Origin of the sequence: Paraprevotella xylaniphila YIT 11841 (genome assembly GCF_900683745.1) — a bacterium.
In the GTDB taxonomy this organism is placed as follows: domain Bacteria; phylum Bacteroidota; class Bacteroidia; order Bacteroidales; family Bacteroidaceae; genus Paraprevotella; species Paraprevotella xylaniphila.
Map to the genome: position 1 here is coordinate 1,519,853 of NZ_LR215980.1, position 14,004 is coordinate 1,533,856.

Below are 14,004 nucleotides of genomic sequence, written 5' to 3' on the forward strand. Positions count from 1 at the left end.
AATTTATAATAAACGTCCCATGTTTAATTCATTCTTCAATATTTCATAAACATAAGCCGAACTTTCAATATATAGTCCGGTTGCTTCATCTGAAAGTTTTGCATAAGTCTCTGAATTATAGAATTCTTTGAGAGCAGTTGGCAAATCATACCCGTTATCTTCTATAAGATAAGCTATTACATCTTTAGTAATACCTTCTACCAGATATTGCATTTGTTTATTCATATTCTGTGTAAGTATTTAACGGCTCCTGCCGAATGAAATAAATATTGTGATGAAACCTTTTTGTATTTTAAACCATTCACGAGCATTTGCAAGTCAATAATTCCGTCATCAAAATTACGAAACAATGTTGCTATAGTATCATCGGTAACAGGACCTATAACGATGTCAAAAGAATGTGTCGGCTGTATTTTTTTCCTACTACGGTTAGCCATAACAAATAAAGCCCATTCTTCACTTGGCTCTTCAAATGTCTTGACTGAAAGAGTCTTTAATGCTATTTCGTCAAATTCAAACTCTGTAACAACGGTTTCTCCACCATAAATAGCCGACGTACGTCTTGCCATTTGTTCTGCCTGCTCCTCTATTTCTGTCAGATAAAATCCCTGTCCGAAATCCTTGTAAGGTTTGCATTTTGAAAGATCTATCTGCTCAATTATTATATTCGAGCCATGATATAGTTTCATTGAATACCTCCTCCATTATTTAGACAAACTTGTGTAAGATCCTGCACACTGTCATCGAATGAAAGCAAATGCTCAGCATCATAATGTTCCGTAAGGAAATCAATACCTTTAAAACGTATTAGATAATTACTTGCCTCACGAACAGAAAGATGATGGCTTTCGGCAAATTCACTAATGGCAGCAATAATATATGCAATCACATTTTTATCAATTTCCTGCTCATTTTTTAAAACAATAGAAGCAGATATACTAAGGGCATCAAGCACCTTTGTAACAGTCTTTATCGTAAGGCCTTTCCCACTCTCTATCTTGGAAATCTGAGCTTTGCCGACTCCTACCCGTTTACCGAGTTCTTCCTGGGTAAGTCCTTTACGAATACGTTCATTACGAATCATCAGACCTATATTTTCTAACCTATTTTTCATACCATATATATTTATACGCTAACAAATATACAACAATGTTTCCAAAACAGGAAACAATCATAATCTAATATTCTGTTCTACCTTTACTTTATTGCTGTATTCATATATACGTCTATTAAAATAAAGGGAAAATGGGCAATAGTTCATATTTTTCTTCCCTTTATTAAGCAAAACAATATACGTGAAACTCTCTTACATTTAGTAGACATACTTGGCGAAAAACTTACGTATTGTTTATACTATTTGTAAATAGATAGAAAACTGGTGAACTTCAGGCGTGGAAAAATATAGATTTTCCACGGTTCTAATTTTATGTAAAAGAATAAACGTAGGAACAGTAGATTCAGGTAAAAAACAACCCATTATGGTCTAAAAAATACTTTTCTACCATTTAGAATATAGTTCTTTGATTATCGATTACGTCTACATATTGCATTCTCTATAAAGAATGTAATAGCACATGGACCTATGACCATATAATCTCACAATAGATTCAAGAAAAACATTGATATATGAAGTTTTTTAATTAAATTTGCAATAACATACTCACCCCGCTTCTCATAAGAACAGCGCGCTCAGGGTGAGTCTTTTATTTTCTATGTCACGAATTACAACATATGTAACCTTCCTGATCATATGCTTTTCGCTCACGATGAATTAAAGCTATCAATTGCTGCAACTCGAACACATCTGACTTGACATCTTTGAAATGGCTATACTGTTCATCATATCTATTTCTGGAACCTGACTGCAATCTGAACTCAATATCATCAGGAATTAAATATGAAGAACGTTCCTTGCCTAGATACTGATGAAACTCAAAGAGAAATATATTGATTCCCGCCAAATCAAAGTCTCCGAAATGGAGATAATAATTGGGAATAGAACACAACCATCTTCTAAGATCAGAAGATTGTGGATATCTGGATACAAAGAGTACTCTGTTTGAAAACTCATGTACCTTGAGGTACTTTTCAAATAATAATCTTTGTTTACGAATCATCCTAAAGTTTTCCATATTCTCAATACCAATTATTACAACGTCTTCAGGAATTGTAAATTTCTCCCAGTCAGAAACAAACAGAAAACTTCCTTCCTGGGGATTTACCCAAAATGACTCCCCACGAAGAAAGCATTCAATAGGTTCGTAACTATTTACAGGAAACCCAGGACAGGAACGAACAGTAACAAGTTTGGAATTCCCTGTTTCCGTTGCCATTGACGCACGGGAATCAGGAAGATTCACTTCAAGAATTCGATAACTCTCATCCCTATCTATAAGAAATCTTTTAAGAGCCTCAGTATCACGGGCAAGATATGATTTTCTTGAACCATGTGATATCACCAATAGCATACCTTCTGCCAACAGTTCATTAAGTAACTTACTGCTTAACCTTGAACCGGCAACTTGCTCACCGGCCAGCAATGCCTGTATGGATGTATTTATAGCCATATTATAGACTAATTTATTCGTTTTAATAATTTTTCTACTCTCGTCCTCACCCCGTGCTTACTTAACATATATGTATAGCGATAATCGTAAGCATTATACGATGTTGGTGAACTGTTAATAATATATATATTGCGCGTATTGGCAAACTGAAGAATGCCTTTTATATTATTAGGGTGCAAGCGTCCTATCTCATCCATCATACAGTGTACAATGAAATCACCATTTTTTTTGGCTGCCTTTTTCTTAAAAACATTAATGAGCATGATATTGACCATTGCTTTTACAAGAATATCCGTTCCATCCGACCCTACATTATTAATACGCACTGTCCAGCCTGTATCATTGTCGTTCTCTTTCACCCGAAACTGTAAACGGAAAGCATCACCTAACGATACAGTAGAACGATTGGGTTCATTATGTAGCTGATGAGATAGACTCTTCAGATAATCCACGACCTTACGGTTCACCTCATCGCGATCATTACCCGAGAAAAGATTCAATTCACCGATTGAGAGAGCATTCTCTATAGTATAATCATGAATGGATATAAGCAATTTCATAAGCTTGTCAGATGATTCATCTGACTTGAGCTCAATACTCTTGATTACACCGGCAAAATTCTTTTCTATAAAATCACGATTTATGTCTTGTATAACCCCATCTACATCTGATCTGCGTTTCATCAAGACCCCGATCTCAGTCGATATACGTCCCAAAATATCCTTATAGTGTTCGCTTGTGCGTCTGCGGAAATCCTCAATTTTGTTATTGTCCATGAAGTCCTGTAAATCAATGGCAATCTGCAAATAATCATTATCTGTTACAGGCATCGTATTGAAATGGAAAGCATTTTGAGGTTTAAAGTTACGATTAAAATTGAGAACCAATAACTTAAGTTTGTCAATTGATTCATGCTTTTGATTTATAGTACCCCTAAATAGACTCAAAAGTTGTTGACAATCCTGCTCAGTCTTCCTCGTATTGTCATCAGAGAGGAAAACATCAGGTATCAAATGTTCGTTATCCACCATCTGACGGTAAAGTTCCAACCCCTCTCTCCTATGCGATAATTCATTAAGGAGCTTTTTCTGGTGTTCTTCCATTTCTTTACATTTTTTCTCGATACGTTTTCTTTTATCTTCATAACGTTGACGTATCATGGCGAGTCTCTGTTCAATAGTTTTAACAGTCTTTTTTATTTCCGATTCTTTGGCAAAAAGATTTTGCTCAATGTCACGAAATCTGAAAACTATTGAACGTTCATCTTCGATTCTCATCAATAGAGCCTTTAAACCATTTAAACTTAAACGATATTTCTCAAGCAAGTTAGTGTCAACACCTCTGCCGGCAAGTTCAGCTATCTGCTGTTCGTCAAGTTGTTTCTTCTGTTCAGCAAACTCCAGATCACGCTCTTTCGCTTCAGCCTCTTGTTTCTCTTTGAAAAACAATCGTTTTTTTGTAATCGGTTGGTAGATAAGACTTAAAGAGTAGAAAGTTCGGTAGCCGGTAGCGATTTGGTAGCTGTGCGGGTTTCGCTGCATTGCTTCGCTCTGCTCTTGGAACTGATGCAAATATAGGAATTTTGACCGAAAAAGGGAAATGTTTCGGGGATTTTTTATTTTTCGGGATTACCGGATTACAGGAAAAGCATAAAATCAGGAGGCGGTGCAAAAAACGAGGTTGCACCCGTGGTTTTACTCGAAGTGTAAAATGTTGATTTTCAGTGTGTATTTCTGTGGTGCAAGGTGCAGCTATATTTATATATATAGCTGCACCTTGCACCAGCCACACAGGGCTGTTTTGCGGCTTGCACCGATATTCTTTTAAGTTTCTGTAAATGAGTTGGTTTTGAGTTTTGGTGTTTGTTTCGGGGGAAAGGTGGGATGAACGGGATGTTCCGATAGGGCTTGGCGGCTTCGTGTTTGCCCTGCAAGGGCTTGGCAGGTGGGGTGGCTGGAATGTCGGGCTTAGGGCAGTCTTGGGGCTTTTATTCAATCCTTTGCCCTTTGCGGTCGATGTAATACCAATCATCGCTTTCCCAATAGTGGTATTCCCCATCCGAACCGGGAGCTTCTTCCAGTTCTCCCGTGTCGGTTACTTTCGCCTTCCCGTTCTCGAAAGGAAAGCCAAAAGCGAAGCGTGGTTCTACGAGGGTATTGCCATGCTCGTCCGCATATCCGATACGCCCTTTTTCATCGACGATGCGGTAAACGCCTTCCTGCACGGGGTCGTTGCCGTTGTCATACCGGTACGGGACATAGAGGCTTGCGGGATGGCTGTTGCCGGAGGATATGGCCGTGCAGCGGTCATGATAAAGGGTGAACAGCCGTATTTCAAGCAGGATGGCAAGGACTGCAAGCACCGTGCAGACAAGGAAACGGAGGCGATAGCGTTGCCGTACCGATACATGGAACGCCCCGTAATAGTCGTGCATCATGCGGTAACGCTCCTCGGTATAGATGCGCATATTCCTCCAGAGCAATACGGGGAACGGCAGTATCAGCGGGAAAAGCGTAAGGCGGTCGTCTGTTTCGTAAAGGAAGCGGACAGCCGGAGTGCCCAAGAACTGTAAAGCGATGGCGACAGGAAACAGGAGGCAGGCGAACTGGACCACACTGATGACCGCAAAACTACGATCCGGGAAGCCGTGCCGACAACTGCGCCACGTCCAATAAAAGAGGTGGTCGAAGAATCCGGGGAGCTTCGGCCGACTGGTTCTTTTATGTGGGGAGGCTTTCTTCATACGTTGCGGCTATATAGGTGCAAATAAAACGTATTTCTTCCAAACGGAAAAGATTTTTGCGGTGAAACTTTTTGAGTGATTGGACTTTTCACTATTTTTGCTTTGATGTATAACGGTTCGTCCGTAAGGTATGAATTTGGCTTTTTCTGTTATTGCTATGGAATGGTTCGATAAGATAAGCGAGTTTATGGAGGGTCTGCCGGAGTGGTTGCAGGCGCATCCGAGGTACGGCTACCTGATCGTGGCGGGAATCCTGCTGCTGTGGCTTGTGGGGATTGTCTGCGGATGGCGGTGGACGTACTCCCGTCCGGGAAGTTGGGAAGGGAATTTCTGGCTGGGTACGCTGGGTGAAAGGAGTTACCGTTTCTGGCTGGGGCTGATCGTTGCCGCCGCAACGGGATGCGCCCTGTTGCTGTTCTTCGTAACGGGATAAGCAAGCGGAAAACAAGGAAAGGAGGAAGCTATGTTCAAGGAACCGGCATACTGGATGTATTACTTCTGGAGCAAGAACAAACGTGCAAGGAAAGACAAGGCGGTTATCTCCAATGCCACGTGGACGATGGCAATCCTGTGGCTTCTTAACCTGATGGCTCTCCATCTTTTGTTCGAGGCATGGGGATGGGATATGCTGACGGGCTGGTTCTCTTCCCTGACGGACAAGGTGGAATGGAGCAGGTTCAACCCGGTTGCCTATCTGTTCGCCGCAGCGACGCTCGCTCCTTTTATCTGGATTGCCAGAAAGTTGTATTACCGTCCTGCGAAGCTGAAAGCGATGCAGGCGAAGTACGAGACAGTGGGCGAATACCGGAAATTGCTCGGTCAATGCCTGTTCTGGCTGTATGTTATCGGCAGTTTTGCATCGTTCTTCATTATAGCCGAACAAAAGAACCATTCCAAGGAGCAACCACTGATCGAAAGGTTGCAGGAGATACGGGACGGCAAATATCCCGTTGAAAAGACGCACTCACCAACCGGCGAATGACTTTCTTCCGGCTCCCCCTGCTTACTGTCATGCCGTTCTGCGGGTGGAACCGGTACAGCCTTTCTGTTTTTTCACGACTGAATATCCGAACCTATGGAGCAAAATCCGAATCTGTAATTCAAGGAAATATCGTGACCGATACGGGGTGTCGGCAGGACATCTATTGCAAACAATTTGTAATTTCGTGTAAGATTTGTATTATTTAATATCGTGTTGAAACAAAATGAAACAGAATCTTACACTAATTCTAATGAATGAAGCCGTCCGGGAGGGATGGCGGGAATGGATGGAAAAGGTACGCAGGGTATTGCCGCAAACGGATGCGGAGCGTCCGGTGACATGGATTGCGGCGGAACGGCTCGCACGGGAGAACGGACGGATGGTGCGGCTGGTGGAGCTGCTGCGGGAACACCGCCCCGTACTTTCGTGCCGGGTAAAGGAGGAAGCCGGGCTGCTGATACTGGTCGCCTATCACCGCCACGGAAGCTCGTCAGACTTCCTGCTGGAAACGGCGGAGGCGTATTTCCGGGAGAAGGACTGCAGAGGATTCCTGTTCCTCTGCCGGATGCAGGCAAGCATCAACGCCTACGACGAATACCCGCACCTGAACGTGCTCTGCAACCGTCTGGCGGGACTGCTGTTCCGCTTCCGCCGTGAACGGGCGTCCGAGTACCGCAAGGGCATACCGCCGATGTTCGGCAAGGCGGACTTGCAGGAGGTGGAAAAGTACCTGCCGCACCTGCGGGGCTGCTCGTTCCGGGAAGAAATCGCACTGGCTCTGCCCAAGGTGAAGAACGTGGAGGAACTGGCACGGGAATGCGCCATGTCGGTCAATACGCTGGGACGGCGTTTCAAGGAGGAGCTGAACACCACTCCGCACCGCTGGCTGACGGAACAGCGGAAAGCGCACGTAACCTCCCTGCTGGCGGACACGGACATGCCCCTTCAAGAGATTGCCGACGTGTGCGGCTTCGCCACTCCGAGCTACCTGTGGGACTTCTGCAAGAAGCACCTGAAGGCTACTCCTGCCGAAATCCGTGAAATCGCCCGGTGCGCCCGTACAGTTTAGCCTCCCTTTTCCAGCCCTGCCGTGAAAAACCGACCGTCCGGGACCGATTGGCGGACAATCCGAATCCGGCGGTGAGGATTCAGAACGTCCGTTTCCCTGCCGTCCGCTAACTTTGCGCCCTTATAAACAACATGAAACAAGATTTATATGGAAGAATATTTTAACGGGCTGCTGAAGGAGGTGGATCAGCGCATGGCGACCACAGCCCCCGGCATGGACGGCAAGGAGGTGATAGGCGTCTGCCGTGAGATGGTCTCGTACCTGAAAGGCAAGAACCGGGAACTGAAGGAGTACGCCCTCGCCCATCCGTTCGCCGGGGACGCGAAGGAGATCCTCTACTTCAAGTATTACAAACCCGCCCTGACGGGCAGGCTGCTGTACTATTACCGGGTGTACCAGATAGAGAGCGGCTGCCCCGCCTGCCTGCGTGTCGCCGAACCGTACTACCGCAAGGCGATGGAGCGTGCCGAGCGGATGATGGAACGCTACCTGCCCTTTTACCAGTATTATCACAGCGGGGCGACGTACCGGGACAGCTACTATTTCCTGCGGGCGAAGGGCGAGCTAAGCCCCGAGAGCGGCAGCTTCGTGCTGGACGAGGAGGCGGAGTTCTCCACGGGCTACGACATACTGGCGGCACGGCTGATCTCGGTGGAGATGCTGCTGGTACACTTGAGCCGCCGGATGGAGCGTGCGGCGCAGGGGACGGAGACGGAAGCCGTGCCGGAGAAGGAACACCGCTGGACGAACACGAAGGTTGCCGCCATACTGCTCGTCTATGGCATACACGTGACGGGAAGCGTGGACGAGGGCAACGCCGAGATCGGCGAGCTGGCTGCGCTGTTCGAGAAGCATTTCCACGTGGATCTGGGCAACGTGTACCACGCTTTCGGCAGGCTGCGGGGGCAACAGAACCCGACGGCGTTCTTGGACGAGATGAAGGAGAGGCTGCTGAAAAAGATGCGGGACATGGATAGCCGGTAGCAAGTTGGCAACGGGGCGGCAGAGACGGCAGGACACGGGAAGGGAGCGTCCGAAGGGCTGGAAAGAGCCTTCCGGACGCTCTTTTTTACCCCGTCTCGGTCCTTTTTACCGCCCGGAACGGCGGCAAGGGCGAAAATGCGCCCCGAAAAAAAATCTTTGCCAAGGTGCTGGTATAGTGGCAGGAAAAACCGGCGAATCGGGCGACATTTGCGGCAGAAACCTAAAAATGAGTACGACAATGGAAATAATGACCATCGAGAGCAACGCCTACCGCCTGCTCGTGGAGAAGATCGAGAAGATAACCGCCTACGTGGAGGAATCCCGGAACCGGGAGGAAACGGAGCGCAAACGGAAAGAGGAAGCGGAAAGCCCTGTGACCAAGGGACGGAAAGCCGACCCGAAGTGGATGACGCACAAGGAGGTGTGCGAGGCGCTGGACATCAGCCACCGCACCCTGCAACGCTACCGCCAGAAGAACATCGTCCCCTATTCGATGATCGGGCGGCAGATACGCTATCCCCGGCAGGCTGTCGAGAGCCTGCGTGAGCGGTGGATGGTGGAGACGCCCGCCGCCAAGATCGACCGGATGATAGCGGAACATCCCCTGCATAACCGAAAAAACGGAAGCTATGGTAAGAAAGGAAGAAGTGCTGGCAAGAACCAGTAACGGGCTGGACGTGTTCCGCCACTACCTGCCCGTGAAGTGGCGGGTGGGCAGGAACTTCCTGAACCCGCTGTACGCCGACAGCAAGGCTTCGTGCAACGTGTATTACGACCGCCGGAGCGGTACGTACCGGATGAAGGACTTCGGCAACGGGGACTATTCGGGAGACTGCTTCTTCCTCGTGGCGAAGCTGAAAGGGCTGGACTGCCGGAACGCCGCCGACTTCGTGGAGGTGCTGCACACCATCGACCGGGAGCTGTGCCTCGGACTGGACGGGGACAGCCCGACCGACGGGACGGTGGGAACCGGGGGCTGCCGGAGATTGCGGCTCGTGCCGGGCGCAAGGGGCGGCGGTGCCGGGGAAGCCGGAACGGACACGGAAGAGGCGGCTGTGTCCGCCGACCGTCCCGAACCGAAGCCCTACCGGGCGGCGGAGAAGCCCTTCACCGAGGGGGAGCTTGTCTACTGGGGCGCATCGGGCATCACCGTGGAGGTGCTGCGCCGCTACGGGACGGTATCGCTCGCCGAGTACCGGGGCGAGACGAGGGAGGGCAAGGCGTTCGGCTTCAGTTCCACCCCGGCGGAACCGATGTTCGGGTACAGGGGGAAATGGGGCGTGAAGGTCTATCGCCCGATGTCGGAGGTGCGCTTCGTCTATGGCGGGCACACGGGCGACAACTACTGCTTCGGGCTGGAGCAACTGCCCTCGAAGGGCGACCTGCTCTTCCTCACGGGCGGCGAGAAGGACGTGCTGACGCTGGCGGCGCACGGCTTCCACGCCATCTGCTTCAACTCGGAGACCTCGGTCATCCCGGCGAAGACCGTGCGCAAGCTGGTCTATCGCTTCAAGCACATCGTGCTGCTGTACGACACGGACAAGACGGGGCTGGAATGCTCGGAGAAGCACCGTGCGCAACTGGCGGAGTACGGGGTGAAACGGCTGGTGCTGCCATTGTCGGGGACGAAGGCGGAGAAGGACGTGACGGACTACTTCAAAGCCGGGCACACGAGGGAGGAGCTGATGGGGCTGTTCCTGAAACTGCTCGACACGCTGTACGGGGACACGCTGGCGATGCTGAAATCGTGCGAGATCGACTATGACCACCCGCCCGAACAGGCGGTCGCCATCGTTACCGCCGGGGACGTGCCGTTAGGCTCGGAAGAGAACATCCTCTGCATCACGGGCGGTGAAGGGACGGGCAAGAGCAACTACACCGCCGCACTGGTCGCCGGGGCGATCATGGAACGGGAGACGGACGCCGATCTCTTGGGGGTGCGGGTGGAACCGAACCGCAAGGGGCGTGCGGTGCTGCTCTACGACACGGAACAGAGCGAGCAACAGCTCCACAAGAACACGGGGCGGCTGCTGCGCCGTGCCGGGCGTGAGCGGATGCCGGAGTATCTGCACGTGTACTGCCTGACGGGGATGTCGAGAAGCGAGCGGCTGACCGCCATCGTGCAGAGCATGGACCGGTACTACTACCTGCACGGGGGCATCCATCTGGTCGTCATCGACGGGGTGGCGGACCTGATCCGCTGCGCCAACGACGAGGCGGAGAGCGTGGCGCTGATTGACGAGATCTACCGGCTGGCGGGAATCTACCGCACGTGTATCGCCGCCGTGGTGCATTTCGTGCCGAACGGACTGAAGCTGCGGGGACACCTCGGCAGCGAGCTGCAACGCAAGTCCGCCGCCATCCTCTCCATCGAGAAGGACGAGAACCCGGAGGTGTCGGTGGTGAAGGCGTTGAAGGTCAGGGACGGCAGCCCGCTGGACATTCCGCTGATGCAGTTCAGATGGGACAAGCAAGCCGGGATGCCCGTCTATGTGGGCGAGAAGCCGAGGGCGGAGAAAGAGAAGCGCAAGGAGAAGGAGCTGGCGGAGATGGCACGGGAGGCGTTCGCCCGGCAGGAGAAGTACGGCTACATCGAACTGTGCGAGCTGATACAGGAGATGCTGGAAGTGAAGGAACGGACGGCGAAAGGCTACATCCGCTATATGCGGGAAAAGGAAATCATCGAAAAGGAGGGCGACTGCTATGTACACGGACAGGGAAGAGTTTGAGGGCTGGATGGAGCGCATCATGGAACGCTTCGACCGGACGGAGAAATTGCTGGAAAGGGTGCTGAAGAAGAACAACACGCTCGACGGCGAGGAGGTGCTGGACAACCAAGACCTGTGCCTGCTGCTGAAGGTGGGCATCCGCACGCTGCAACGCTACCGTGCCATCGGGGTGTTGCCGTACTTCACCATCAGCGGCAAGGTGTTCTACCGCACGAAGGACGTGCACGAGTTCATCCGCACCCGTTTCGCCGACGTGGAGGAACGGGCTGCGAAACGCAAGGAGAAGGAAGCCCGGAAAGAGGAAAGGCGCAGGAAAAGGGGGTTGTTCCCGTGAAAATGACATTTTTCTGACGGTGCTTTTGGTGGATGAAGCCCTGCCGGATCGTGAGATTAGGCGGGGCTATTGTTTTGTTATTCGGGAAGTTTCGCTATCTTTGCTCCACGAAGACAGAAGGCGGTGCTTTCGGGCACGCCCGCTGTCGTGACATAGAAGATTCATGCCCGGCTTGGAAACAGGCAGGGATTGATATACATATTGTACGTTCGCTGAACGTCTTGGAATAGAAAACTGGTAATTTTTGACAAACAGGACGGATGGTGTAATGCACATGCTGTATGCTTATACGGCGTGCGCTTACCTATTCTGTTTGTCGGGTATACCAGTGCCTCTATTCCGGAATAGCGTGAGTTCACGCCGTTCTTTTGGGTGCGAGGCGGACATAATCCTTAAAAACACATTGATATGAAACAGATTACCTTGCACGTGTACCAATCCATTGACGGTTGTCCGGTCAGATCGGACAAGTATTTCGATGCGGCGGTGGACGCCTCCGGCTGCGTGCTGATCGACGAGGAAACCTACCTGCGCATTTACCTGAACCATCTGGGCTGGCCGCTCACGGCAAAAGAAACTTTGGTCGTGACGGACGGCTGTATTGATTTGACGGAGAAGGAACGGGTGCGGTTTGTTACAGGGGATGCGGCAGCGGAACTGCGGGGAATAAAAGCGGACGGCGAAGGTACGGTAACGGCTTACGGAGCGGAAACCGGGGCTTTGCTCTTGGATAACGGGCTGGCGGACGAAATCGTGGTGATAACCGTGCCGGTACTGGTCGGCGGCGGTGAGAAGGCACTGGAGTGCGGGCTGAATGACGACAGGACGTGGGTCGTGCGGTCGAGCAAGGTATTGGAGGACGGGAAAATCCGGACGGTGTACGGAAGGGTATGCCCATGAAATGCAAAAAGCCACTGAAAAGTGGCTTGGGTCATTCAGGAAAGGATGACGGGTTATAAAAAAACGACCCGCCGATTTGAGCATTATCAAGAGGCTTGGCGGGTTCTATTGGTGCAAAGATAAGGTAAATTCTTTGAAAGACAAAAGAATATTAAATTTAGGTAATACCGTTGCCTAAATTTGAGGTACAAAATAACAAAGGTGCATCAATGATGCACCTTTGTTGTATAATATGTAACTGACAAACATTACAATGCCGTTGGCAATGACTGAGTGTCAATAATTCTCTTTTTATAAAAGATTTTTTGGAAAGAAGACAATACACTACTGTCAATCCATTTAGAATGTGAAGCAAAAAAAGTATCGGCAACCTTGATATATTCTTTGGGTGCCTCACATTTTCTTAATGAATTGGAAATTAACATCATCCCTTTAAGTTTAGACTTAAAGAATCTATTTTTTAATCCATTGCGGTACAGAAAATCAAAATAGACCTCTGCATCGGCAATGTTGAGATTTGCCAATTCAGTCTGAAGCTCTTTCCAGTAGTAGTTCGTCATTTCTGACGATAAAATAACCACTAACAAGCTCCGTCCTTGCAAGGGGATTATTTGAAATTCTTTATTTTCCATTTTACCAATTATTACATATATTATTAATAATAACAAGGCAGTCCTTAATAATGTTTACGGCTTCATCGTATTCAAGGGTTCTACTTGTTTCCACATTAAAACTGTCCACATGGAATGTCGAGTGCCTATGTTGATTGAAGAATGAATATCCTTGTTCCAAAGCCTGCTTCAAATGTAGATTGTTGTCATACGTTCCGATACCACTTTTAAAGCAATACGCCCCACTATTATTTTTCTGAAAATATGTCCCGTATTCGTCAAAATCAGGCGCATCTTCCAAAAGACGAGTGCGCAATACCGCATCTAACGCTTTCAAAATGCCAAAAGTATAACATCCATAATCATCCACCTTAACCGCAGAGTTAGCCAAATTGATTGAAGTATTGATAAAGTTTTCTATCACACTTCCATCAATATGCTCTCTGTTTCCAATATACTTGCTAAGATCGTTGTCTAATGCATAGCCAGCACGTGCTTGGATAGCAAACACTTCTTCTATAGCTTCGGAAGGAATGGAAGATATAGCTTGCAACACTTCGGTTATAAATTCCACATAAAATGATGTGATACATCCTTGTACCATTAATGTTCCGTTATTATAAAAGATAACAGAAACCTTAGCATCGTATTTCCCTTTCAGATGATATTGGTTCCGGATGTTCGGACTCTTATCCGTGTTTACTTCGGAAACAACAACATTATTATATTCTTTTACCGCTGAAATCAATGTATCAAAATCATCGCTCCTTACACCTTTCAATTTGAAGCATTTTTGATCCATATCCGGTATCGCAGTCTGTTCCACAATATACTCCCAACAATCCTTGCAAATTCCATTCAAAGTTCCATTTTTGCCTTGTATATTATGAGAAACTTGTCCACCAGTAATAAAACAATTTAATGTGCTTTTTTCCTGATTTTTTATATTGATAATCTCTATCTGCTTTTGCTTTCCTTGGTTACATTCCTTTATGTGAAGCGTATAAGCAGGGCGGGCAGCAATAAATTCTTTTGCTACTTCATCTATTTTCTCAATAGCCAGAGAGTATTTTTTAGTCGCCATT

The 14,004-nt window shown here is 48.3% G+C and carries 15 protein-coding genes and 1 pseudogene; 8 read left to right on the forward strand and 8 right to left on the reverse strand.

Translation table 11 applies throughout. The features are described 5' to 3' along the window. Nucleotides 1-3: 3 nt before the first annotated feature. The 6 genes and pseudogenes from E0E47_RS06500 to E0E47_RS06530 form a co-directional block, all read right to left on the reverse strand. Nucleotides 4-225 carry a hypothetical protein gene (locus E0E47_RS06500; RefSeq protein WP_130893280.1) on the reverse strand — a complete coding sequence of 74 codons (222 nt, stop codon included), beginning with the start codon at nucleotides 223-225 and terminating at the stop codon, nucleotides 4-6. Next, entirely contained in the window at nucleotides 222-689 is a 468-nt protein-coding gene (locus tag E0E47_RS06505) for a DUF3990 domain-containing protein (protein WP_130893281.1), read from the reverse strand. The genes E0E47_RS06500 and E0E47_RS06505 overlap by 4 nt, the downstream gene beginning before the upstream one ends. Next, entirely contained in the window at nucleotides 686-1,114 is a 429-nt protein-coding gene (locus E0E47_RS06510) for a DUF3791 domain-containing protein (RefSeq protein WP_130893282.1), read from the reverse strand. Before E0E47_RS06510 ends, E0E47_RS06505 begins: the two co-directional genes overlap by 4 nt. A 601-nt stretch (nucleotides 1,115-1,715) precedes the next feature. Further along, complete coding sequence (locus E0E47_RS06515; RefSeq protein ID WP_130893283.1) at nucleotides 1,716-2,567, reverse strand: DUF7281 domain-containing protein; 852 nt, start codon at nucleotides 2,565-2,567, stop codon at nucleotides 1,716-1,718. Between the two features lie 8 nt (nucleotides 2,568-2,575). Continuing rightward, nucleotides 2,576-3,163: pseudogene (locus E0E47_RS17875) on the reverse strand (ATP-binding protein); the annotation flags it as partial. Nucleotides 3,164-4,554: 1,391 nt separating this feature from the next. Continuing rightward, nucleotides 4,555-5,310, reverse strand: coding sequence for a WG repeat-containing protein (locus E0E47_RS06530; protein ID WP_008627608.1), 756 nt, complete (start codon nucleotides 5,308-5,310; stop codon nucleotides 4,555-4,557). A gap of 130 nt (nucleotides 5,311-5,440) precedes the next feature. Between E0E47_RS06530 and E0E47_RS06535 the strand changes: the two genes are divergently transcribed. The 8 genes from E0E47_RS06535 to E0E47_RS06575 all read left to right on the forward strand — a co-directional run bounded on the left by E0E47_RS06535 (nucleotide 5,441) and on the right by E0E47_RS06575 (nucleotide 12,308). Beyond that, nucleotides 5,441-5,743: an immunity 17 family protein gene (locus tag E0E47_RS06535; RefSeq protein WP_008627610.1), complete on the forward strand. Its 303-nt coding sequence runs from the start codon at nucleotides 5,441-5,443 to the stop codon at nucleotides 5,741-5,743. 30 nt (nucleotides 5,744-5,773) lie between these two features. After that, nucleotides 5,774-6,292, forward strand: coding sequence for a hypothetical protein (locus tag E0E47_RS06540; RefSeq protein WP_008627612.1), 519 nt, complete (start codon nucleotides 5,774-5,776; stop codon nucleotides 6,290-6,292). A gap of 223 nt (nucleotides 6,293-6,515) precedes the next feature. Then, on the forward strand, nucleotides 6,516-7,361 hold the full coding sequence (locus E0E47_RS06545; protein WP_008627616.1) for a helix-turn-helix domain-containing protein: 846 nt from the start codon (nucleotides 6,516-6,518) through the stop codon (nucleotides 7,359-7,361). A 147-nt stretch (nucleotides 7,362-7,508) separates the two neighbouring features. Next, complete coding sequence (locus E0E47_RS06550) at nucleotides 7,509-8,345, forward strand: RteC domain-containing protein (RefSeq protein ID WP_004327325.1); 837 nt, start codon at nucleotides 7,509-7,511, stop codon at nucleotides 8,343-8,345. Between the two features lie 238 nt (nucleotides 8,346-8,583). Next, nucleotides 8,584-9,012: a helix-turn-helix domain-containing protein gene (locus tag E0E47_RS06555; RefSeq protein WP_032581435.1), complete on the forward strand. Its 429-nt coding sequence runs from the start codon at nucleotides 8,584-8,586 to the stop codon at nucleotides 9,010-9,012. Next, nucleotides 8,975-11,074: a bifunctional DNA primase/helicase gene (locus E0E47_RS06560; RefSeq protein ID WP_009040054.1), complete on the forward strand. Its 2,100-nt coding sequence runs from the start codon at nucleotides 8,975-8,977 to the stop codon at nucleotides 11,072-11,074. The genes E0E47_RS06555 and E0E47_RS06560 overlap by 38 nt, the downstream gene beginning before the upstream one ends. Further along, nucleotides 11,049-11,408 (forward strand): helix-turn-helix domain-containing protein, encoded by a 360-nt coding sequence (locus tag E0E47_RS06565; RefSeq protein WP_004327328.1) that lies wholly within the window; start codon nucleotides 11,049-11,051, stop codon nucleotides 11,406-11,408. The genes E0E47_RS06560 and E0E47_RS06565 overlap by 26 nt, the downstream gene beginning before the upstream one ends. A 408-nt stretch (nucleotides 11,409-11,816) precedes the next feature. Then, on the forward strand, nucleotides 11,817-12,308 hold the full coding sequence (locus tag E0E47_RS06575) for a dihydrofolate reductase family protein (protein WP_008627633.1): 492 nt from the start codon (nucleotides 11,817-11,819) through the stop codon (nucleotides 12,306-12,308). A gap of 248 nt (nucleotides 12,309-12,556) precedes the next feature. Here the strand turns inward: E0E47_RS06575 and E0E47_RS06580 are convergent, their stop codons facing one another. Beyond that, nucleotides 12,557-12,940 carry a type II toxin-antitoxin system RnlB family antitoxin gene (locus E0E47_RS06580; protein WP_005647599.1) on the reverse strand — a complete coding sequence of 128 codons (384 nt, stop codon included), beginning with the start codon at nucleotides 12,938-12,940 and terminating at the stop codon, nucleotides 12,557-12,559. A gap of 1 nt (nucleotide 12,941) precedes the next feature. After that, entirely contained in the window at nucleotides 12,942-14,003 is a 1,062-nt protein-coding gene (locus E0E47_RS06585; RefSeq protein WP_008627639.1) for a type II toxin-antitoxin system RnlA family toxin, read from the reverse strand. Nucleotide 14,004 lies beyond the last annotated feature (1 nt).

Coding starts and splice junctions, on each gene's coding strand:
- E0E47_RS06535 (WP_008627610.1), top strand. CDS start 5,441: ATGAATTTGGCTTTTTCTGTTATTGCTATGGAATGGTTCGATAAGATA.
- E0E47_RS06550 (WP_004327325.1), top strand. CDS start 7,509: ATGGAAGAATATTTTAACGGGCTGCTGAAGGAGGTGGATCAGCGCATG.
- E0E47_RS06505 (WP_130893281.1), bottom strand. CDS start 689: ATGAAACTATATCATGGCTCGAATATAATAATTGAGCAGATAGATCTT.
- E0E47_RS06565 (WP_004327328.1), top strand. CDS start 11,049: ATGTACACGGACAGGGAAGAGTTTGAGGGCTGGATGGAGCGCATCATG.
- E0E47_RS06530 (WP_008627608.1), bottom strand. CDS start 5,310: ATGAAGAAAGCCTCCCCACATAAAAGAACCAGTCGGCCGAAGCTCCCC.
- E0E47_RS06500 (WP_130893280.1), bottom strand. CDS start 225: ATGAATAAACAAATGCAATATCTGGTAGAAGGTATTACTAAAGATGTA.
- E0E47_RS06560 (WP_009040054.1), top strand. CDS start 8,975: ATGGTAAGAAAGGAAGAAGTGCTGGCAAGAACCAGTAACGGGCTGGAC.
- E0E47_RS06585 (WP_008627639.1), bottom strand. CDS start 14,003: ATGGCGACTAAAAAATACTCTCTGGCTATTGAGAAAATAGATGAAGTA.
- E0E47_RS06545 (WP_008627616.1), top strand. CDS start 6,516: ATGAAACAGAATCTTACACTAATTCTAATGAATGAAGCCGTCCGGGAG.
- E0E47_RS06540 (WP_008627612.1), top strand. CDS start 5,774: ATGTTCAAGGAACCGGCATACTGGATGTATTACTTCTGGAGCAAGAAC.
- E0E47_RS06575 (WP_008627633.1), top strand. CDS start 11,817: ATGAAACAGATTACCTTGCACGTGTACCAATCCATTGACGGTTGTCCG.
- E0E47_RS06510 (WP_130893282.1), bottom strand. CDS start 1,114: ATGAAAAATAGGTTAGAAAATATAGGTCTGATGATTCGTAATGAACGT.
- E0E47_RS06515 (WP_130893283.1), bottom strand. CDS start 2,567: ATGGCTATAAATACATCCATACAGGCATTGCTGGCCGGTGAGCAAGTT.
- E0E47_RS06555 (WP_032581435.1), top strand. CDS start 8,584: ATGGAAATAATGACCATCGAGAGCAACGCCTACCGCCTGCTCGTGGAG.
- E0E47_RS06580 (WP_005647599.1), bottom strand. CDS start 12,940: ATGGAAAATAAAGAATTTCAAATAATCCCCTTGCAAGGACGGAGCTTG.